The organism is Cohnella sp. GCM10012308 (assembly GCF_042649185.1).
In the GTDB taxonomy this organism is placed as follows: domain Bacteria; phylum Bacillota; class Bacilli; order Paenibacillales; family Paenibacillaceae; genus Cohnella.
This window is the reverse complement of record NZ_JBHRYU010000001.1, coordinates 559,352-578,509: the sequence shown is the minus strand read 5'-3', so window position 1 is coordinate 578,509 and position 19,158 is coordinate 559,352. Positions and strand designations below refer to the sequence as shown.

Here is a 19,158-nt window from a genome sequence, read left to right as displayed (position 1 = left end):
TGACGGGAACGGCGTGCGGATGAACCATCCCAGAGAGTTGGCGGCTGCTGCGAGCCAACGTTGGACGCCGCATCGCCCATCCTCCCCGAGACGCCGATCCGAACGTCCGGCGATCGTGCCGAATTATTAAGATTGGCCGAACCTTCCCCCGTTACGGGATACCGGATCGACCGCTATGCCTTGCGCATGCCGGATGTCCGGCTTGAGCGCCGCGTCCGCCATATGGACAGGACCGCGGCTGAACAAGGGTGGTACCACGAGAGATGTCTCGTCCCTTTTACGGGGGCGGGCTTTTTTTATTTTCAGAATCGATTACAACTCACAAGAAAAGGATGATGGTCATGCGTCGCGTGGACGTCAAAGAAAAAGCCCGCAGCCGCGAGCTGCGCGTACTGGAGCAATGGAAGGCCGAGGATACGTTCCGCAGGTCCATCGAAAACCGCAACGGCAAGCCGAACTTCGTCTTCTACGAGGGCCCGCCTACCGCCAACGGCAAGCCCCACATCGGACATGTGCTCGGCCGCGTCATCAAGGATTTCGTAAGCCGCTACAAGACGATGTCCGGCTATCGCGTCACCCGCAAAGCCGGATGGGACACGCACGGCCTGCCCGTCGAGCTCGGCGTGGAGAAGCAGCTGGGCATCTCGGGCAAGCAGGAGATCGAGAAGTACGGCGTCGAGCCGTTTATCAAAAAGTGCAAAGAAAGCGTGTTCGAATACGAGCGTCAGTGGAGAGAACTCACTGAGGCGATCGGCTACTGGACCGACCTCGACAATCCGTATATCACGCTGGACAACAAGTACATCGAGAGCGTGTGGCACCTGCTGTCCGCGATCCACGGCAAGGGACTGCTGTACCGCGGCCATCGCGTCAGCCCGTATTGCCCGGACTGCCAGACGACGCTCAGCTCGCACGAGGTCGCGCAAGGCTACGAAGACGTCAAGGACTTGACCGCTACGGCCAAATTCAAGCTGAAGGACAGCGGCGAGTTCGTCCTGGCCTGGACGACGACGCCTTGGACGCTGCCGTCCAACGTCGCGCTGGCCGTGCATCCGGATATCGAATACGCGCGCGTCAGCCAAAACGGCGAGACGTACATCGTGGCCGGCGCGCTGGCCGATAAAGTCATGAAGGGCGAATACGAGACGCTCGGCACCGTAAAAGGCAAGGACCTCGTCGGCATGGCTTACGAGCCGCTCTTCCCTTATGCGGGCGGACCGCTGGACGGCGCTTACCGGATCATCGACGCGGCATTCGTCTCCGACTCGAGCGGTACGGGTATCGTCCACATCGCGCCTGCGCACGGCGAGGACGACTACCGGGTCGCCCGCGAGCACGGCGTGCCGATGCTGCAGCTCGTGAACGGCCAGGGCCGCTACACGGACGAGGTGAAGGGCTTCGCCGGACGCTTCGTCAAGGATCCGGAGGTCGACATCGACATCGTGAAGTCGCTATCGGAGCGCGGCCTGCTGTACCACAAGGAAAAGCATGAGCATAGCTACCCGTTCTGCTGGCGCTGCAAGACGCCGCTGCTTTACTACGCGACCGAGAGCTGGTTCATCAAGACGACGGCGGTCAAGGAACAGCTGATCGAGAACAACAAAAGCATCGCCTGGTATCCCGAGCACCTGCGCGACGGCCGGTTCGGCAAGTTCCTCGAGGATCTGGTGGACTGGAATATCAGCCGCAACCGCTACTGGGGTACGCCGCTCAATGTATGGACCTGCGACGACTGCGGCGCGGAAAAATCGCCGGGAAGCATCGCGGAGCTGCGCGCCGCGGCCGTGGGCGAGGTGGCCGAGGACATCGAGCTGCACAAGCCTTACGTCGACGCCATCGAGCTGCGCTGTACATGCGGCGGCACGATGCACCGGACGCCGGAGGTCATCGACGTCTGGTTCGACAGCGGCTCGATGCCGTTCGCCCAGCAGCATTATCCGTTCGAGAACATGGAGCGCTTCGAGGAGCAATACCCCGCGGACTTTATCTGCGAGGGAATCGATCAGACGCGCGGCTGGTTTTTCAGTTTGCTGGCGGTATCCACCTTGTACAACGGCAGGGCGCCTTACAAGTCGGTCATCTCGACCGGCCACGTACTGGACGAGAGCGGCCAGAAGATGAGCAAATCCAAGGGCAACGTCATCGATCCCTGGGACATCATCGAAGAGTTCGGCACCGACGCCTTCCGCTGGGCGCTGCTCGCCGACAGCGCGCCTTGGAACAGCAAGCGTTTCTCCAAGGGCATCGTCGCGGAAGCGAAGTCCAAGGTCGTCGACACGATCGTGAACACGCATGCGTTCTACGCGTTGTACGCGACGATCGACGGCTACAAGCCGGAGGAGCACGAGGCAAGGCCGTCTGCGAACAAGCTGGACCGCTGGATTCTGTCGCGTCTCAACTCGCTCGTAGGCGCCACCGTCGAAGGGCTCGACGCCAACGACTTCCTGAATCCGGCAAAACGCATCGAAGCGTTCGTCGACGAGCTGTCCAACTGGTACGTGCGCCGTTCCCGCGACCGCTTCTGGGGAAGCGGCCTGGGCGAGGACAAGGTCGCGGCTTACCAGACGCTCGGCACCGTACTGCTGACTTTGTCGAAGCTCTTCGCGCCTTACCTGCCATTCCTTGCCGAAGATCTGTACGGCAACCTCGGCGGCAAGGGCAGCGTCCATCTGGCCGATTACCCGGTTGCCGACGCAGGTGCGATCGACGCCGCGCTCGAGCGCGACATGGAGACGGCCCGCGGCATCGTCGAGCTCGCCCGCAACGTGCGCAACGAAACGGGCCTCAAGACGCGCCAGCCGCTGTCCGAGCTGCTCGTCGCGCTGAGCGTGCCGTTCAATGCCGCCGAGTACGAGGAGATCGTCAAGGACGAGATCAACGTCAAGGCCGTCACGCTCGTTACCGAGGATAGCGGATTCGTCGATTACACGCTCAAGCTGAACTTGAAGCTGGCGGGCAAAAAGTACGGCAAGCACGTCGGCCCGATCCAGAGCAAGCTGAAGTCGCTCTCGGCAGAGGAAGCGCGCGCGATCGTGTCGACCGGCGAGCTGGCCTATGCGTCGCCGGAAGGCGAAGCGCTCGCCGTCACGCTCGACGAGCTGCTCGTCGACAAGCAGGCGAAGCCGGGTTTTGCGTCCGCCTCCGGCGGCGGCGTCACCGTCGCGCTCAATACGGAGCTGACGCCTGCGCTCGTGCAGGAAGGCATCGTGCGCGAGGTCATCCGAGCCGTACAGGACCAGCGCAAAAAGCTCGATCTGCCGATCGAGCAAAGAGTGGGCCTCGTGCTCGAGGCGGACGCCGAGATCGAAGCGGCGCTCCGCGCCTATGGCGACGTGCTGCGCGACAACGTGCTCGTCAACGACGTTTCGTTCGGACGCACCGATGCGACGGAGACCGTCCAGGCCGGCGAGCTGCGGATCGGCATCGCGATCGTTGCGGGCTAAGCGGCCGCTCCTGGTCGGCTTCATCACCGACGAAGCTTCTACAGCGGGTAGCCTTCCGCTCCGCAGGTGTATGAACCGCCGCGATTTGTGCCAACCTGAATAAGAGCAGGAAGCGATAACGAGTCCTGTCCGCAAGCGAACGCGAGGCCATTGGCCAGTCGTTCCGGCGGCAGGGCTCGTTTTTGCGCGGGAGGCAGGGAAACGGCATGAGCGAAAATAAGCCGGACGCGAGGTCGGACACCAGGATGAAGACGCTGGCGGAAGAGGCGGGGGCGCTGCGGCGTCTGCTCGAGGGATTGTCCAAGCGGCTGGACGATTTAGCCGTGCAGATGGAGAAGGCGCAGCTGAAAGATTACGTAAATCTGATGAGCAGGCCGTGGCAGCTCATATGGCGCAATTGGCTGTCGGGCATCGCTAGAGGCATCGGCATCGCGCTGGGCTTTACCTTTTTTGCGGCTACGATCGTGTGGCTGCTTCAAATACTCGGTGCGCTTAACTTGCCGATCATCGGCGACTACATCGCCGAAATCGTCAAGATCGTGCAGCGACAGCTGGAAATCGAGCATTATTGAGCTGGGGGTATGAGGCTGCCCTTGCGATTGCTAGCGAGAGCGGATGCGATAACATAGGGACGCCCGCCGAAGGCAGACGTCCTATCCCATTAATCGTTAGGTTGTTCGTCGGACCAAATGTCCGGCTCCAGCAAGCCCTCGCCTTCGTGGGACTCGAGGTACCTTCGGTAGGCGCTATTGCGCACGATCCCGCTCGAGTGACCGGTAATATCCGCAGATAAAAAGCTCTCGATCGGCTCCACGAAGCCGTCGTTTTCATCCGATTCGATGTAGAGCGCGCCGTAATCGTCGTTGTTGTTGCCTTCGGCCATGGCCGGACTGTCCGAGTTGCCCCACGATTCGACGATTTGCCAGGCGTCTTCGCCGTCGAAGCCGTTCTGTTCGTCGCTCTCGTCCATGCTGGTGCGCCCGAACGGAGGATGCAAGAACAGTTCTTCGGCCGGACGGCCCTCTTTTTCCGCCTGAATCGGCTCGTGCTCGACGCAGTACACGGCGGTCGGCATCGCATCGAGCCGTTCGGACGGAATGAATTTGCCGCAGGCCTCGCAAATGCCGTACTCGCCCGTATCCATGCGGCGGACGGCCGCTTCTATTTTTTCCAGCGTCAGCGCCTCGCGTTCAAGCAAGGCGATATCTTTGGCCCGCTCGAACGTCTCCGTGCCGGCGTCCGCGGGATGATTGTCGATGCCGCTCAGATCGCCCGTGGCGTCGCGGTAGCTATCCGTCAGGCCGAAGTGCCCGCTGGCGCCGACGCGGCTCTCGATATCGGCCCGAAGATCCAAGAGCCGGCGGCGCTGCTGGGACATGTAACTGTCGGACAACGTACGATGCATGCCGATCCCTCCTCGATTTTGTCGCGAAGCGACAAGGCGTTCCATACGAAAGCTAGTTTGCTCGCGCGGACGGATATTCATGTCGGGCCAAGGGCGAGCATCTATTGGCGGCGCTGCCGTGAATTGGCGAAAGACGTTGGACGCCCGCTCAGGCGGTATGTTAAAATCAGTGCATTCGGCCAAAGCGGTCAGAATCATTCGCGGAAGGGCGGCAATCCGGACATGCAACGACGTCAAATCGGCTTATGGGTGTACTACCTTGCAGCTGCGATCGTATTCGCCATCGATTACGTATCCAAGAAGCTCATCGAGCACAACCTGGAATTGAACGAGCAGATCAAGGTCATCGGCAACTTTTTCCTCATCACGTTTATTCACAACCGGGGAGCGGCTTTCGGCATTTTGCAGGAGCAGCGCTGGTTTTTCCTGCTGATCACCGTCGTCGTCGTGAGCGCCATCGTCATCTATTTGAACCGGTCGCACCGGAACAACAGAAGGCTGATGCTCGCCGCGCTGTCGCTTATTCTGGGCGGAGCGCTCGGCAACTTTCTCGATCGCGCGTTTTACGGACAAGTCGTCGATTTTCTGCAATTCAATTTCGGATCTTATACGTTCCCGATCTTTAATATCGCCGATTCAGCGATCGTCGTCGGCGTATGTCTGATTATTCTCGATTCGCTGCTCACGCCAGCACCGACACAGGAGACCAAGAATGAACAACAGAACGAACCGAGCGAACACCAGCCGGTCTGAAAATGAAGAAGTCACTTTAACGGCGCCTCCGGAAGGGGAGCGTCCGTTCGTTATGTCCGACGAGGACGAGGAAAGCGCCGCAGGCACATTGTCCTGGGAAATCGGCGAGGAAGCCGCGGGACAGCGGGTCGACAAGTTCCTGGCCGGCGCGATCGGAGACGAGTCCGTGTCGCGGTCGCAAATCCAGGATTGGATCCGCGACGGGCAGGTGCAGATTGGCGGCATGAAGATCAAGCCGAACGCCAAGCTGCACGCCGGCAGCATCTTGACCGTAGATGTGCCCGACGCTGCGCCGATCGAGGCGCAGCCGGAAGACATCCCGCTGAACGTCGTTTATGAAGACGGGGATGTCATCGTCATCGACAAGCCGCGGGGCTTCGTCGTGCATCCTGCGCCGGGTCACGCCTCGGGCACCGTCGTCAACGCGCTGCTGCATCACTGCCGCGACCTGTCGGGGATCAACGGCAGCCTGCGTCCGGGCATCGTGCACCGCATCGACAAGGATACGTCCGGCCTGCTCATGGCGGCCAAAAACGATCTGGCGCATGCATCGCTCGCGCAGCAGCTCAAGGATCACTCCGTTACGCGCCGCTATACCGCGCTCGTATACGGCAACGTGCCGCATGACCGCGGCACGATCGACGCGCCGATCGGACGCGACAGCAGCGACCGCAAGCTGTTCACGGTCACGGAAAAGGGCGCGAAGCGGGCGGTAACCCACTTCACGGTAATCGAGCGCTTCGGGGACTACACGCTCGTCGAGCTGCAGCTTGAGACGGGGCGCACCCACCAGATCCGCGTGCATATGAAATATATCGGGCATACGATCGTCGGCGACCCGTTCTACGGCGGGCGCGCGGGCCGTACGCTTGGCATGGAGGGACAGGCGCTTCATGCGGGCGTGCTCGGCTTCGATCATCCGCGCTCCGGAGAGCGGCTCCTTTTCGAAGCCCCGATTCCCCAGGATATGGAGCATGCGCTGTATATGCTGCGCACGAAATAGCATTTTTGCGCTAGAATTTCTGCAAATGATCGACGGATTTGTCCATGGCGGCGGGGGCCCTTTTTAGGGCATATTGGTACCATAAAGCAAGGGATCCCATCACACGTCCGCCATCGGACAAGGAGTGTCGTCAAGTGAGCGTCGAACAATATCAAGGCACCTTCATTCAACAGCAATTTGCGGACCGCATCGGCGGCGCGAATTACGGCAAGGATACGAACATCTACAAGTTCGAAAAGATCAAGCGCGCCAAGGCTGCGGCCAAGGCTGCGTTTCCCGATATCGAGCTGATCGACCTCGGCGTCGGCGAGCCCGACGAGAAGGCCGACGACGGCATCATCGCCAAACTCGCCGAAGAAGCGGCCAAGTCCGAGAACCGCGGCTACGCCGACAACGGCATTCCCGAGTTCAAAGCTGCCGCCGCGAAGTACCTGAAGGAAGTGTTCTCGGTAGACGGCATCGACCCGGCCACGGAGATCGTCCACTCGATCGGCTCCAAGCCGGCGCTTGCGATGATGCCTTCCGCATTCATCAATCCGGGCGACGTCGCCATCATGACCGTACCGGGTTATCCGGTGCTCGGCACGCACACCAAGTATTTGGGCGGCGAAGTCTACAACATCAAGCTTACCAAGGAAAATAACTTCCTGCCCGATCTGTCCGCCATTCCGGCCGACATCGCAAAGCGCGCCAAGCTGCTGTACCTGAACTACCCGAACAACCCGACGGGAGCGGCGGCCAGCCCCGAATTTTTCGCGGAAGTCGTCGAATGGGCGAAGAAAAACGAAGTCGTCGTCGTGCACGACGCGCCGTATGCCGCGCTCACCTATGACGGCGCGAAGCCGCTCAGCTTCCTGTCCGTCCCGGGCGCCAAGGATATCGGCGTCGAGCTGCACTCGCTGTCCAAGTCTTACAACATGACCGGCTGGCGGATCGGCTTCGTCGCGGGCAACCCGCTGATCGTGAAGGCGTTCAGCGACATCAAGGACAACAACGACTCCGGCCAGTTCATCGCGATCCAAAAAGCTGCCGCTTACGGCCTTGCGAATCCGTCGATCACCGAAGCGATCGCGCAGAAATATTCGCGCCGTCACGACCTGCTGGTCGCCGCGCTGAACGAAATCGGCTTCAAGGCCGAAAAGCCGAAGGGCTCGTTCTTCCTGTACGTCGAAGCGCCGAAGGGAATCAAAGGCGGCCAGCGCTTTGAGACGGGCGAGGATTTCTCCCAATTCCTCATCCGCGAAAAGCTCATCTCGTCCGTTCCGTGGGATGATGCCGGCCACTTCGTGCGTTTCTCCGTCACGTTCCTTGCCGCCGGCGAGGAAGAAGAACGCCGCGTCATCGGCGAGATCAAGCGCCGTCTGACGGACGTCGAATTCGAATTTTAAGGTTTGTCTTAGGCGGGGGCAATCAAGCCCCCGCTTTTTATTGACAGTCCATGTCGAAAATGCGATAATGAGTACCAATGAACCCGTACCTTTAATTCAGTCCCGTGAGACTGGCAAGGTGGCGCGAATACTTTGGATGAGATCCGACGCGGATCGTACTTGGACCGACTATGCGGCCCGGTTCCCAGCGTCATCATCTTCGTATGTCCCGACCTCCTTGGCTAGCCAAGGAGGTTTTTTGATGCCGTCTTACCGAGGAGGAGGCGCACCCGTGCAGGATTCCCCGAACATCATTATGGACGAGGCTGCCATCCGCAGGGCGCTGACGCGGATCGCGCACGAGATTTTGGAGAAAAACAAAGGGATCGAAGGCTGCGCGATCGTCGGCATCCGGACGCGGGGCGTCTATCTGGCCCGAAGGATCGCCGAGCGGATCCGCGAGATCGAAGGCAATCCGATCGCGGCATGCGAGCTCGACATTACGCGGTATCGCGACGACCGTCCGCTGGCGGACGGGGCGGCGGCGGGCGTCGTGTGCGGCGACGGAGACCGCCCGTTCGACGTGAAGGACAAGCGCATCATCCTTTTCGACGATGTGCTTTACACGGGACGCACGATCCGGGCGGCGATGGACGCGCTCATGGATTGCGGACGCCCGCAGTCGATCCAGCTGGCCGTCCTCGTGGACCGCGGTCATCGCGAGCTGCCGATCCGGCCCGACTACGTCGGCAAAAACGTACCGACGTCGAAGCACGAACAGATCGAGGTGTCGCTGACGGAATTCGACGGCGACGACCGGGTAATGATCAAGCATCCGCGGGAAGTGGAAGTCGGCGGCTGAGCATTTCGGAATGGGCAGAGCTGCTTTACTAGCAAAAGGAGGAAGGAAATCCTTTGACGACGACCTGGATACTTAACGGACTTACGATCGATCCGAAGACCGGAAATACGGTCAAGAAGCACTTGAAATTGGAGAACGGCCTGGTCGCGCAATGGCTCGACGGATCCGCTGCGCCGGACGTGGGTAGCGCCGAGGTTATCAATGCCGACGGCAAGCTCGTATCGCCCGGATTGATCGACATGCACGTGCACTTGCGCGAACCCGGCTTCGAACATAAAGAAACGATCGCGAGCGGCACGGCTTCGGCGGCGAAGGGCGGCTTTACGACAATCGCCTGCATGCCGAACACGCGGCCCGTCATCGATACGGCGGACACGGTGAAGCTCGTGCTGGACAAGGCCAAGGCCGCTTGCGGCGTGCGCGTCCTCCCATACGCGGCGATCACCAAAAACGAGCTCGGCCGCGAGCTCACCGACTTCGAATCGCTTAAGAGCGCAGGCGCGATCGGCTTTACGGACGACGGCGTCGGCGTGCAGAACGCGCAAATGATGAAAAACGCGATGGCGCTTGCCAAGTCGCTCGATATGCCGATCATCGCGCACTGCGAGGACGATTCGCTGGTCGTCGGCGCCGCGGTGTCCGAAGGCGCGTTCGCGAAGCGACACGGTCTGAAGGGCATTCCTAACGAATCCGAAGCGATCCACGTCGGACGGGACATTTTGCTGTCGGAGGCGACGGGCGTGCACTATCACGTCTGCCACGTCAGCACCGAGCAGTCGATCCGGCTGATCAAGCTGGGCAAGTCGGTCGGCGTGAACGTCACCTCGGAGGTATGTCCGCACCATCTGCTCCTGTCGGACGAAGACATACCGGACAGCATGGACACGAACTGGAAAATGAACCCGCCGCTGCGTACGCCGCGCGACGTGGAAGCGTGCATCAAGGCGCTGGAGGAAGGGACGATCGACATCATCGTCACCGACCACGCGCCGCACAGCGAGGAAGAGAAGGCGAAGGGCATGGAGCGCGCGCCGTTCGGCATCGTCGGCTTCGAGACGGCGTTTCCGCTGTTGTACACGAAATTCGTCAAGACCGGCCGCTGGACGCTCGGGTTCCTGCTGGGCCGGATGACGAGCGATCCTGCCCGGGTGTTCGGGCTGGAGACGGGGACGCTTGAAGTCGGGGCGCCTGCGGACGTTACGCTGATCGATCTGGAAGTCGAGCGGGAAGTCGATCCGGCGAGCTTCCTGACGAAGGGGCGCAACACCCCGTTCACGGGCTGGAAGCTGTCGGGCTGGCCGACGCTTACGATAGTCGCGGGCAAGACGGTCTGGAGCGAAGAACAAGGCATACTTAAGAGCAGCGAGGAGTGATCGGGATGCAAGCGAGACTTTTACTTGAAGACGGCACCCTGTTTACGGGGCAATCGTTCGGCGCGGAAGGCGCGTCGGTGGGCGAAGTCGTATTTAATACAGGCATCACAGGATATCAGGAGGTCATCTCGGATCCGTCGTATTGCGGGCAGATCGTCACGATGACGTTTCCGCTGATCGGCAACTACGGCATCACGCGCGACGACTTCGAGTCGGTGCGGCCGTTCATCCACGGGTTCGTCACGCGCCGCTACGAGGAAGTGCCGAGCAACTGGCGCGCCCAGGATTCCCTCGGCCATCTTCTTAAAGAATACGGCATCATCGGCATCAGCGAAGTCGACACCCGCATGCTGACGCGGATCATTCGTCGCCACGGCGTTATGAAAGGCATCCTTACGACGGGAAGCGAGCGCGTCGAGGAGCTGCAAGAGCGCATGGGCTCGACGCCGCTGCCGCGCAACCAGGTTGCCTGGACGTCCACGAAAAACGTATTTTCGAGCCCGGGCACCAAAGAACGCATCGTGCTGATCGATTACGGCGCGAAAAGCGGCATCCTGCGCGAGCTGACGCAGCGCGGCTGCGACGTCATCGTCGTGCCGCACAACACGACGGCCGACGAGATCCGCCGCCTGCACCCGGACGGCATCCAGCTGTCCAACGGCCCCGGCGATCCCAAGGACGTGCCGGAGTCGGTCGAGACGGTCCGCCAGCTGCTCGGCGAATATCCGATCTTCGGCATCTGCCTCGGTCACCAGCTGTTCGCGCTCGCTTGCGGCGCCGACACCGACAAGCTGAAGTTCGGCCACCGCGGCGGCAACCACCCGGTCAAGGAGCTCGAATCCGGCCGCTGCTACATTACCTCGCAGAACCACGGCTACACGGTCAAGGAAGAGTCCGTCGCGGGCACCGACCTCGTCGTGACGCATATCAACAACAACGATAAGACGATCGAAGGCCTGAAGCACGCCCAATTCCCGGCCTTCAGCGTCCAGTACCATCCGGAAGCCGCTCCCGGACCGTTCGACAGCAGCTATCTGTTCGACCAGTTCCTGGAGATGATCCGCGAGCACAAGCTGAAAAACCCCGAACGCCCGCGGCAAGCGCAACTGTCGGAGATGCTGAGAGGAGAACTGCAGTATGCCCAGAAATAATGAACTCAAAAAGATTCTCGTCATCGGCTCAGGTCCGATCGTTATCGGCCAGGCGGCCGAGTTCGACTATGCAGGCACGCAAGCTTGCCAGGCGCTGAAGGAAGAAGGCCTCGAGGTCGTCCTGATCAACAGCAACCCGGCCACGATCATGACCGATACGAACATGGCCGACAAAGTTTACATCGAACCGATCAACCTCGAGTTCGTGTCCCAGATCATCCGCCAGGAGCGCCCGGACGGCTTGCTGCCGACGCTCGGCGGACAGACGGGCCTCAATATGGCCGTCGAGCTGGCGCGCGCGGGCGTGCTTGAAGCCGAAGGCGTCAAGCTGCTCGGCACGCAGCTGACCGCAATCGAGAAGGCCGAAGACCGCGACCTGTTCCGCGAACTGATGCGCGAGCTCGAGCAGCCGGTGCCCGAGAGCGAGATCGTCACGACCGTACAGGGTGCTGTGGACTTCGCCGACACGATCGGCTATCCGGTCATCGTGCGTCCGGCTTATACGCTGGGAGGCACGGGCGGCGGCATTTCCGGCAGCGAAGAGGAGCTTCGCGAGATCGTGGCGAACGGCCTGCGCTACAGCCCGATCGGCCAATGTCTGATCGAGAAGTCGATCGCCGGCATGAAGGAAGTCGAGTACGAAGTCATGCGCGACGCGAACGACAACTGCATCGTCGTCTGCAACATGGAAAACTTCGATCCGGTCGGCGTGCACACGGGCGACTCGATCGTCGTGGCGCCTAGCCAGACGCTGTCCGACCGCGAGTATCAGATGCTGCGCTCGGCTTCGCTCAAGATCATCCGCGCGCTGAATATCGAAGGCGGCTGTAACGTACAGTTCGCGCTCGATCCGCAGAGCTATCAATATTACGTCATCGAAGTCAATCCGCGCGTCAGCCGTTCCTCGGCGCTCGCTTCCAAGGCTACGGGCTACCCGATCGCCAAGATGGCGGCCAAGATCGCCGTCGGATACACGCTCGACGAGATCGTCAACCCGGTTACCGGCCAGACTTACGCTTGCTTCGAGCCGACGCTGGACTATATCGTGAGCAAGATTCCGCGCTGGCCGTTCGACAAGTTCACGGACGCCAACCGCAAGCTGGGCACGCAGATGAAGGCGACCGGCGAAGTAATGGCGATCGGCCGCTCGTTCGAGGAGTCGATCCACAAGGCGGTTCGCTCGCTCGAGATCGGCGTGCACCGGCTGTTCCTGAAGGGCGCGGACGAGCTTGACGAAGAAACGCTGACGACGCGTCTGGCCAAGGCCGACGACGAGCGCCTGTTCCTGATCGCCGAAGCGTTCCGCCGCGGCTGGAGCTTGCAGCACATCCAGGACACGACGAGCATCGACTGGTGGTTCCTGGACAAGATCGAACGCATCGTGTCGTTCGAGGACGTCATTCGCCGCGAGCCGGGCCTGACGCCGGAGACGCTGTACAAGGCGAAGCGCATGGGCTTCACGGACCGCGCGATCGCCGAGCTGCGCCGCGAGGGCCAAGGCGCGTCCGCCGCGCTGACGGTCGAAGCCGACATCCGTGAGCACCGTCTCGCGCAAGGCCTCAAGCCGGTATACAAAATGGTCGATACCTGCGCGGCCGAGTTCGAAGCGACGACGCCTTATTACTACTCGACTTACGAGACCGAGAACGAAGTGCTCCCGAGCGACAAGCAAAAGGTCATCGTACTCGGCTCCGGACCGATCCGCATCGGCCAGGGCATCGAGTTCGACTACTCGACCGTGCACGCCGTATGGGCGCTCCGCAACGCCGGCTACGAAGCCGTCATCATCAATAACAATCCCGAGACGGTATCGACCGACTTCAATACGTCGGACCGACTCTACTTCGAACCGCTCTTCTTCGAAGACGTCATGAACGTCATCGAGCAGGAGCAGCCGCTCGGCGTCATCGTCCAGTTCGGCGGCCAGACGGCCATCAACCTGGCGGGGCCGCTGTCCAAGGCAGGCGTGCGCATCCTCGGCACCTCGCTAGACAGCATCGACGAAGCCGAAGACCGCAAACGGTTCGAAGCGCTGCTGCGCGGACTCGAGATCGCCCAGCCGAAGGGCAACACGGTCACTTCCGTCGACGAGGCCGTCGGTACGGCGCAAGAGCTTGGCTATCCGGTGCTCGTACGTCCTTCGTACGTCCTCGGCGGACGCGCGATGGAGATCGTATACTCCGACGACGAGCTGCTCTCCTACATGAAGGTTGCGGTCAAGATCAATCCGGAGCACCCGGTCCTGATCGACCGCTACATGCTGGGCAAGGAAATCGAAGTCGACGCGATCTGCGACGGCGAGACGGTACTCATTCCGGGCATCATGGAGCATGTCGAGCGCGCCGGCGTCCACTCCGGCGACTCGATCGCGGTGTATCCGCCGCAGACGTTGTCGGACGAGATCAAGCAGCAGGCGGTCGACATCACGATCCGCATCGCCAAGGCGCTCAAGACGGTCGGCCTGGTCAACATCCAGTTCGTCGTCTGGCAGGAGAAGGTATACGTGATCGAGGTCAACCCGCGCTCTTCGCGTACCGTACCGTTCCTGTCCAAGGTCACGAACATCCCGATGGCGAACCTCGCGACCCGCGCGATTCTCGGCGAGAAGCTGGCCGACCTGGGCTACAAGGACGGCCTGTGGCCGGAAGACGATCACGTGTCGGTCAAGGTGCCGGTATTCTCCTTCGCCAAGCTGCGCCGCGTCGACCCGACGCTGACGCCGGAGATGAAGTCGACGGGCGAGGTCATGGGCCGCGATCGCCACTTCGCGAAGGCGTTGTTCAAGGGTCTCATCGGTTCGGGCATGAAAATCCCGCAATCGGGATCGATCATCGCGACGGTCGCCGACAAGGACAAGGAAGAAGCGATCGCGATTCTGCGCGGCTTCTACAACCTCGGTTACAAGCTGATCGCCACGGGCGGTACGGCCGACGCGCTCGAAGCGGCCGGCATGCGCGTCAAGCGCTGCAACAAGCTGAGCGAGGGCTCGCCGAACATCGTCGACCTGATCCGCACCGGACAGGCGCAGTTCGTCGTCAACACCCTGACGAAGGGCAAGACGCCGGAGCGCGACGGCTTCCGCATCCGCCGCGAGGCGGTCGAGAACGGCGTCGTGTGCCTCACGTCGCTCGACACGGTGAGCGCGCTGCTGCACATGCTGCAGGCGCTGCGCTTCTCCAGCGAACCGATGCCGGTTTATTAATAATAACGTGCCATGCCCGGTCTTCCGCCAGCTTCATCGGCGGCGGATCGGGCTTCTATATGGGCGAAAGACAAGAAAAAGCGATACTTAGAGTCCAAAACCGAGACGGGAAGGCGGAAGAAGACGATGACGTTAACGCTGACGCGCAAGGAAGCCGCGGCCAAGATTATGGTCGGACTGGACAAGCCCGACGCCGAGGCCGCGCTGCAGGTGGCAAGCCGGTTAGAAGGCACGGGCTGCTGGGTCAAGGTCGGCATGGAGCTGTTCTATGCGGCCGGACACGAGATCGTGCGGGAGCTGAAAAAGCGCGGCTTCAAGATCTTCCTCGACCTTAAGATGCATGACATTCCGAATACGGTGCGCGGCGGCGCGCGCAGCATCACGCGCATGGGCGTCGACATGTTTAACGTCCACGCGGCCGGCGGCAGCGCGATGATGCAGGCGGCGATGCAGGGCGTAGGCGACGCAGTCGCGGCAGGAGAAGCGCAGGCGGCGCCGCTTGTCATCGCCGTCACGCAGCTGACGAGCACGAGCCGGGAGACGCTGAACGGCGAGATCGGCATCGCGGGCAGCGTAGAGGAAGCGGTCGTGCGCTATGCCGTGCTGGCGAAGCACGCCGGACTGCAGGGCGTCGTCGCCTCGCCGCTCGAGGTCGAAGCCATCAAGGCCGCCTGCGGCGAGGGCTTCCTCACGGTGACGCCGGGCATTCGCCCGGCCGGCGCCGCGCTCGGCGATCAGCAGCGCGTGACGACCCCGCGCGAGGCGGCCTGCGGCGGCACGGACTACCTCGTCATCGGCCGTCCCATCGTCGCCGCGCCGGATCCGGCGCAGGCATTCGAATCCATTTTGAAGGAGCTGACCGAAGCATGAGCGAATCCGTTAACCTTGTGCAGCTGCCGGCCGTTATCGCCGGCGCGCTGCTGGACATCGGCGCCGTATCGCTGCGCCCGCAAGACCCGTTCACCTGGACGAGCGGCATCAAGTCGCCGATTTACTGCGACAACCGGCTGACGATGTCCTACCCGGCGATCCGCCGCACGATCGCGGAAGGCTTCGCGGCGATCATCCGCGACAAGTACCCGGACTGCGAGGCCGTTGCCGGCATCGCGACCGGCGGCATTCCTCATGCGGCATGGATTGCCGACATTCTCGGCCTGCCGATGCTGTACGTACGCGACAAGGCCAAGGGTCACGGCAAGACAAACCAAATCGAAGGCCACTTCAAGCCGGGACAAAAGGTCGTTCTGATCGAGGATCTCATCTCGACCGGCGGCAGCTCGCTCAAGGCAGCCGTCGCCGTGCGCGACGCCGGCTGCGAAGTACAGGGCGTCATCGCGATCTTCACGTACCAGTTCCAAAACGCGCTGGACGCGTTCGCCGCCGAGTCGGTGCCGCTCGACACGCTGTCTAGCTACGGCGCGCTGATCGACGTGGCGCTTGCGCGCGGCGCCGTCCGCGAGCAGGACGTCGCGCTGCTGCAGGAATGGCGCAAGGATCCGAAAGCGTTCGTCTGGGCCTAAATAAACCGTCGTATCCGTGTCTGCGCAAGCGAGCGACGCTCTCCGCCTCGACGTGCGTCAAGCGCCTCGAGAATAGCTCAATCAATCCCGGCCTTATGTCCCATCGGACGAGAGGCCGGGATTTTGTTAATGATTTAGTGGGCATGGTGAGCGTGCATGGGGCATGCCGGAGCTATCCGGATGCGTTGATTATCGATAAAAGCTGCATTTGTACATGTATTCTCTGCCGACGAACGGCACTTGATGAAATAAATGCAAATATGCAGGTAAATTCAAAGCATGAGTCCGCAATCGGACTTATGGAGGAAAATAAATGCATTTTTGCATCTACTTTCTCTAAAAGGGTCGGCATCGGCGAAATTAGATGTATATTTGAAAGCGTTACGGAAAAGGATTGATGCGGGCGCCGATAAGCTAACCCTTCAGAACGGCTGGCGGATGAACCGGCAATAGACGTTTGCGCAACTTACTCCTATGTCGTTGATTCAATCCGCTCTATCCGGGTTAATGAAGATCAATACGGTGCAAACGAGAAGCTGGAACGAATAGATAACAACGACAAAGTGAGGCTGATTATAATCATGAACACCGACATCTACCAACAATTGCTGACCGAGACAGAAGACCTGCTTTACCGGGTACGCATTTACGACCGCGACATGGTTCATACCGACGAGATTATCGAGATGGACCGAACGCACGAAATGATCGGCAGCCTGCGCTGGATGGGCGAGAGTGAGATGTTCCGCACCAAGGCGATCGAGAAGCTCATCCGGATGCGTCACCGTCTGCTGACGATGATGGAGGATCTGCTGTTCACCGCCTGAGAAAATGACCTTCGGCATCCCGCTGCGGCAGCGGACGATGCACGGAGGTTTTTTTGCATCTGCTGCACCCGAGCGGTCCATTCTTCGAGTCGATCGCTTCTATGAAAATATTCGATGCCCGCCATCGATACCGTTCATCCGGAAAATCGATTAAACCGGTTGTTCATAATCCGGACGGCTGGTAATATCTATCAACAAACGGAAGGGTTTCTAGGGAGCCGACGCCTCGCAGCCAGTCAACCGGGCGGTCGAACCGAGCGAGACCGATGAGGCGATAGCCTCCTTACACCGTAGGGATAAAAGACCTTCGGCAAGTTCCGCCATGAGGCGGATTTGCCGCGGGTCTTTTTTGGTTTGACCGCCGTTGAGATTCGGATAAAGGGGGGGCCGGGATGAAGCTGGCTCTAGAGGCGAGGGCGCTCGGCAAGACGTTCAGAGTGAAGGAAAAGCAGGCGGGACTGCGCGGCAGCCTGCGGGCGCTCGTTGCGCCGGAATGGAAAGAAAAGACTGCGGTCGACCGCATCGATTTATCGGTCGAAGCGGGGGAGACGGTGGCGCTGCTCGGCCCGAACGGCGCAGGCAAATCAACGACGATCAAGATGCTGACCGGCATTTTGCATCCGACCGCCGGAGAAGCGAAAGTAGCGGGACTTGTGCCATGGCGGGAGCGGACGAAGCTGGCCTACCGCATCGGCACTGTCTTCGGACAGAAGTCGCAGCTGTGGTATCATCTGCCGCCGATCGATACGTTCGAGCTGATCAGCCGGGTTTACGAGCTGGACCGGGGCGATTATGCCAAACGCCGGGACCGCTTGGTCGAACGGTTCGAGCTTGGACCGTATTTGCATACGCCCGTTCGCAAGCTGTCGCTCGGAGAACGCATGCGCTGCGAGATCGCGGCTTCCTTTCTCCACCGACCGCAGATTTTGTTTCTGGACGAACCGACGATCGGACTCGACGTCGTGGTCAAAGATCGCATTCGCGAGATCATTCGCGAGCGCAACCGCGAGGAGGGGACGACGGTGCTCCTTACCTCTCACGATGCCCAAGACGTCGAAGAGCTCTGCTCGCGGGCGATCGTCATTCACCACGGCGGCGTGCTGGTCGACCGGCCGGTCGCGCTGCTTAGGCGAGAGCTGCTGCGCTCCAAGACGGTTACGGTCACGCTGGCGGATACCGAAGAACCGGCTCCGATCGCCGAGTGGTTCGGCCGGCGAGCTTGGGCGCCGCTGCCTGAAGGCATCGAGCTGGCGGCGATCGAAGGGAGGCGCATCCGTCTGACCGTCGACCTTGCGCAGACGGACATGAATCAGCTGCTCGCCTCGCTGGCGCAAGCGGCGCGCATCGAAGATTTGACCGTGGAGGATCCAGCGTTGGAGGACATCATTAAGCACATTTACGGCATGGAGAAGACGAAGGGAGGCGTTTCGACTTGAATCAAGCCGTTCGCATCCTGTCAGGCGCCGGCCGCAAGCAGCTCGCGGTCGTACGGATCGCGCTTCGCCAGCAATGGGCATACAAGGCGGACTTTTTGCTTCGATCCTGTTTTCTGCTGCTGATTCTGTACGTGCTCGGCCAGCTTTACGGTGCGGCGTACGAGGGGAATTACGACCGGGCAATCGGCGGCTTCACGCTCCGGCAGATCGTCTGGTATCTCGTATTCACGGAAGCGATCACGATGGCCGGACCGCCTGTCGGCGCAAGAATCGAGGAGGAAGTCAAAAGCGGGGACATCGCCGTCCGCCTGACGAGGCCGCTTTCGTATGTCGGCTATCATTACGGCTCCTACCTGGGAGAAGGCGTTTTGCGGTTTGCCGTTCTGCTGGCGGCGGGCGGACTGGTCGCCTGGCTGTCGGTCGGACCGCCTGCGCCAGGTTATGGTCTGATAGCCTATTTGCCGCTCGCTATGCTCGGTCTGACGATTTCTTTTTTGATGACCGCGGCCGTCGGATTGTGCGCATTATGGGTTGAAGAGACGCGCGGACTGGACTTCGTACTGCAGAAGCTGCAATTCACGGCGGGCGGCTTGCTGATCCCCATCGATCTTATGCCCGAGTGGCTGCAGCGGATATGCGCCTGGCTGCCGTTTCAGGCGGCGCTGTATTTGCCCGCCCGCCTTGGCGTCCGGTTCGACGGCCACGAGCTGCTGCGGGCCTGCTCGCTTCAGCTCGCGTGGATTGCCGCGCTGGCTCTGCTCGTCGCTTTTATTTTCAGGAGAGGAACGGGAAAGCTCCATGTCAACGGAGGATAAG

At 61.0% G+C, this 19,158-nt stretch carries 16 protein-coding genes; 14 read left to right on the top strand and 2 right to left on the bottom strand.

Going from position 1 to position 19,158, the window contains the following annotated elements; all coding sequences use genetic code 11:
• Nucleotides 1-126: 126 nt before the first annotated feature.
• Nucleotides 127-258, bottom strand: coding sequence for a hypothetical protein (locus ACFOTD_RS02640; protein ID WP_378115434.1), 132 nt, complete (start codon nt 256-258; stop codon nt 127-129).
• Nucleotides 259-341: 83 nt separating this feature from the next.
• Here ACFOTD_RS02640 and ileS point away from each other — a divergent pair, with 83 nt between their 5' ends.
• Entirely contained in the window at nt 342-3,443 is a 3,102-nt protein-coding gene (gene ileS, locus ACFOTD_RS02635; RefSeq protein ID WP_378115432.1) for an isoleucine--tRNA ligase, read from the top strand.
• Nucleotides 3,444-3,649: 206 nt separating this feature from the next.
• Nucleotides 3,650-4,015 carry a DUF5665 domain-containing protein gene (locus tag ACFOTD_RS02630; protein ID WP_378115430.1) on the top strand — a complete coding sequence of 122 codons (366 nt, stop codon included), beginning with the start codon at nt 3,650-3,652 and terminating at the stop codon, nt 4,013-4,015.
• An 89-nt stretch (nt 4,016-4,104) separates the two neighbouring features.
• Here ACFOTD_RS02630 and ACFOTD_RS02625 read toward each other — a convergent pair whose 3' ends face one another.
• A complete protein-coding gene (locus ACFOTD_RS02625; RefSeq protein WP_378115428.1) occupies nt 4,105-4,848 on the bottom strand; it encodes a TraR/DksA C4-type zinc finger protein in 744 nt (247 codons plus the stop codon).
• 222 nt (nt 4,849-5,070) lie between these two features.
• On the opposite strand from ACFOTD_RS02625, the gene lspA reads away from it, so the two are divergent.
• From lspA to ACFOTD_RS02565, 12 genes are all read left to right on the top strand, one after another.
• Nucleotides 5,071-5,601, top strand: a complete 531-nt coding sequence (gene lspA / locus ACFOTD_RS02620) for a signal peptidase II (RefSeq protein ID WP_378115427.1) — start codon at nt 5,071-5,073, stop codon at nt 5,599-5,601.
• A 52-nt stretch (nt 5,602-5,653) separates the two neighbouring features.
• Nucleotides 5,654-6,604 (top strand): RluA family pseudouridine synthase, encoded by a 951-nt coding sequence (locus ACFOTD_RS02615; RefSeq protein WP_378115694.1) that lies wholly within the window; start codon nt 5,654-5,656, stop codon nt 6,602-6,604.
• A gap of 134 nt (nt 6,605-6,738) precedes the next feature.
• Nucleotides 6,739-7,992 (top strand): LL-diaminopimelate aminotransferase, encoded by a 1,254-nt coding sequence (locus ACFOTD_RS02610; RefSeq protein WP_378115425.1) that lies wholly within the window; start codon nt 6,739-6,741, stop codon nt 7,990-7,992.
• Between the two features lie 295 nt (nt 7,993-8,287).
• Nucleotides 8,288-8,833, top strand: coding sequence for a bifunctional pyr operon transcriptional regulator/uracil phosphoribosyltransferase PyrR (pyrR, locus tag ACFOTD_RS02605; RefSeq protein WP_378115692.1), 546 nt, complete (start codon nt 8,288-8,290; stop codon nt 8,831-8,833).
• 53 nt (nt 8,834-8,886) lie between these two features.
• Nucleotides 8,887-10,206: a dihydroorotase gene (locus tag ACFOTD_RS02600; protein ID WP_378115423.1), complete on the top strand. Its 1,320-nt coding sequence runs from the start codon at nt 8,887-8,889 to the stop codon at nt 10,204-10,206.
• A 5-nt stretch (nt 10,207-10,211) separates the two neighbouring features.
• Nucleotides 10,212-11,357, top strand: a complete 1,146-nt coding sequence (gene carA, locus ACFOTD_RS02595) for a glutamine-hydrolyzing carbamoyl-phosphate synthase small subunit (protein WP_378115421.1) — start codon at nt 10,212-10,214, stop codon at nt 11,355-11,357.
• Nucleotides 11,344-14,559, top strand: a complete 3,216-nt coding sequence (gene carB, locus ACFOTD_RS02590; RefSeq protein ID WP_378115419.1) for a carbamoyl-phosphate synthase large subunit — start codon at nt 11,344-11,346, stop codon at nt 14,557-14,559. Before carA ends, carB begins: the two co-directional genes overlap by 14 nt.
• 126 nt (nt 14,560-14,685) lie before the next feature.
• Nucleotides 14,686-15,429 (top strand): orotidine-5'-phosphate decarboxylase, encoded by a 744-nt coding sequence (pyrF, locus tag ACFOTD_RS02585; RefSeq protein ID WP_378115417.1) that lies wholly within the window; start codon nt 14,686-14,688, stop codon nt 15,427-15,429.
• Nucleotides 15,426-16,079 (top strand): orotate phosphoribosyltransferase, encoded by a 654-nt coding sequence (gene pyrE, locus ACFOTD_RS02580; protein ID WP_378115415.1) that lies wholly within the window; start codon nt 15,426-15,428, stop codon nt 16,077-16,079. The genes pyrF and pyrE overlap by 4 nt, the downstream gene beginning before the upstream one ends.
• 581 nt (nt 16,080-16,660) lie before the next feature.
• On the top strand, nt 16,661-16,906 hold the full coding sequence (locus tag ACFOTD_RS02575) for a hypothetical protein (RefSeq protein WP_378115413.1): 246 nt from the start codon (nt 16,661-16,663) through the stop codon (nt 16,904-16,906).
• A 392-nt stretch (nt 16,907-17,298) separates the two neighbouring features.
• The gene (locus ACFOTD_RS02570) at nt 17,299-18,342 is read left to right on the top strand and encodes an ABC transporter ATP-binding protein (RefSeq protein ID WP_378115411.1); all 1,044 of its coding nucleotides are present in this window, start codon (nt 17,299-17,301) and stop codon (nt 18,340-18,342) included.
• Nucleotides 18,339-19,157: an ABC transporter permease gene (locus ACFOTD_RS02565; protein ID WP_378115410.1), complete on the top strand. Its 819-nt coding sequence runs from the start codon at nt 18,339-18,341 to the stop codon at nt 19,155-19,157. The genes ACFOTD_RS02570 and ACFOTD_RS02565 overlap by 4 nt, the downstream gene beginning before the upstream one ends.
• Nucleotide 19,158 lies beyond the last annotated feature (1 nt).

Bases quoted from the DNA above. Each gene is read 5' to 3' on its own strand.
- carA (WP_378115421.1), top strand. From the start codon at position 10,212: ATGCAAGCGAGACTTTTACTTGAAGACGGCACCCTGTTTACGGGGCAA.
- pyrE (WP_378115415.1), top strand. From the start codon at position 15,426: ATGAGCGAATCCGTTAACCTTGTGCAGCTGCCGGCCGTTATCGCCGGC.
- lspA (WP_378115427.1), top strand. From the start codon at position 5,071: ATGCAACGACGTCAAATCGGCTTATGGGTGTACTACCTTGCAGCTGCG.
- ACFOTD_RS02625 (WP_378115428.1), bottom strand. From the start codon at position 4,848: ATGCATCGTACGTTGTCCGACAGTTACATGTCCCAGCAGCGCCGCCGG.
- ACFOTD_RS02575 (WP_378115413.1), top strand. From the start codon at position 16,661: ATGAACACCGACATCTACCAACAATTGCTGACCGAGACAGAAGACCTG.
- ACFOTD_RS02615 (WP_378115694.1), top strand. From the start codon at position 5,654: ATGTCCGACGAGGACGAGGAAAGCGCCGCAGGCACATTGTCCTGGGAA.
- carB (WP_378115419.1), top strand. From the start codon at position 11,344: ATGCCCAGAAATAATGAACTCAAAAAGATTCTCGTCATCGGCTCAGGT.
- ileS (WP_378115432.1), top strand. From the start codon at position 342: ATGCGTCGCGTGGACGTCAAAGAAAAAGCCCGCAGCCGCGAGCTGCGC.
- pyrR (WP_378115692.1), top strand. From the start codon at position 8,288: ATGGACGAGGCTGCCATCCGCAGGGCGCTGACGCGGATCGCGCACGAG.
- pyrF (WP_378115417.1), top strand. From the start codon at position 14,686: ATGACGTTAACGCTGACGCGCAAGGAAGCCGCGGCCAAGATTATGGTC.
- ACFOTD_RS02570 (WP_378115411.1), top strand. From the start codon at position 17,299: ATGAAGCTGGCTCTAGAGGCGAGGGCGCTCGGCAAGACGTTCAGAGTG.
- ACFOTD_RS02630 (WP_378115430.1), top strand. From the start codon at position 3,650: ATGAGCGAAAATAAGCCGGACGCGAGGTCGGACACCAGGATGAAGACG.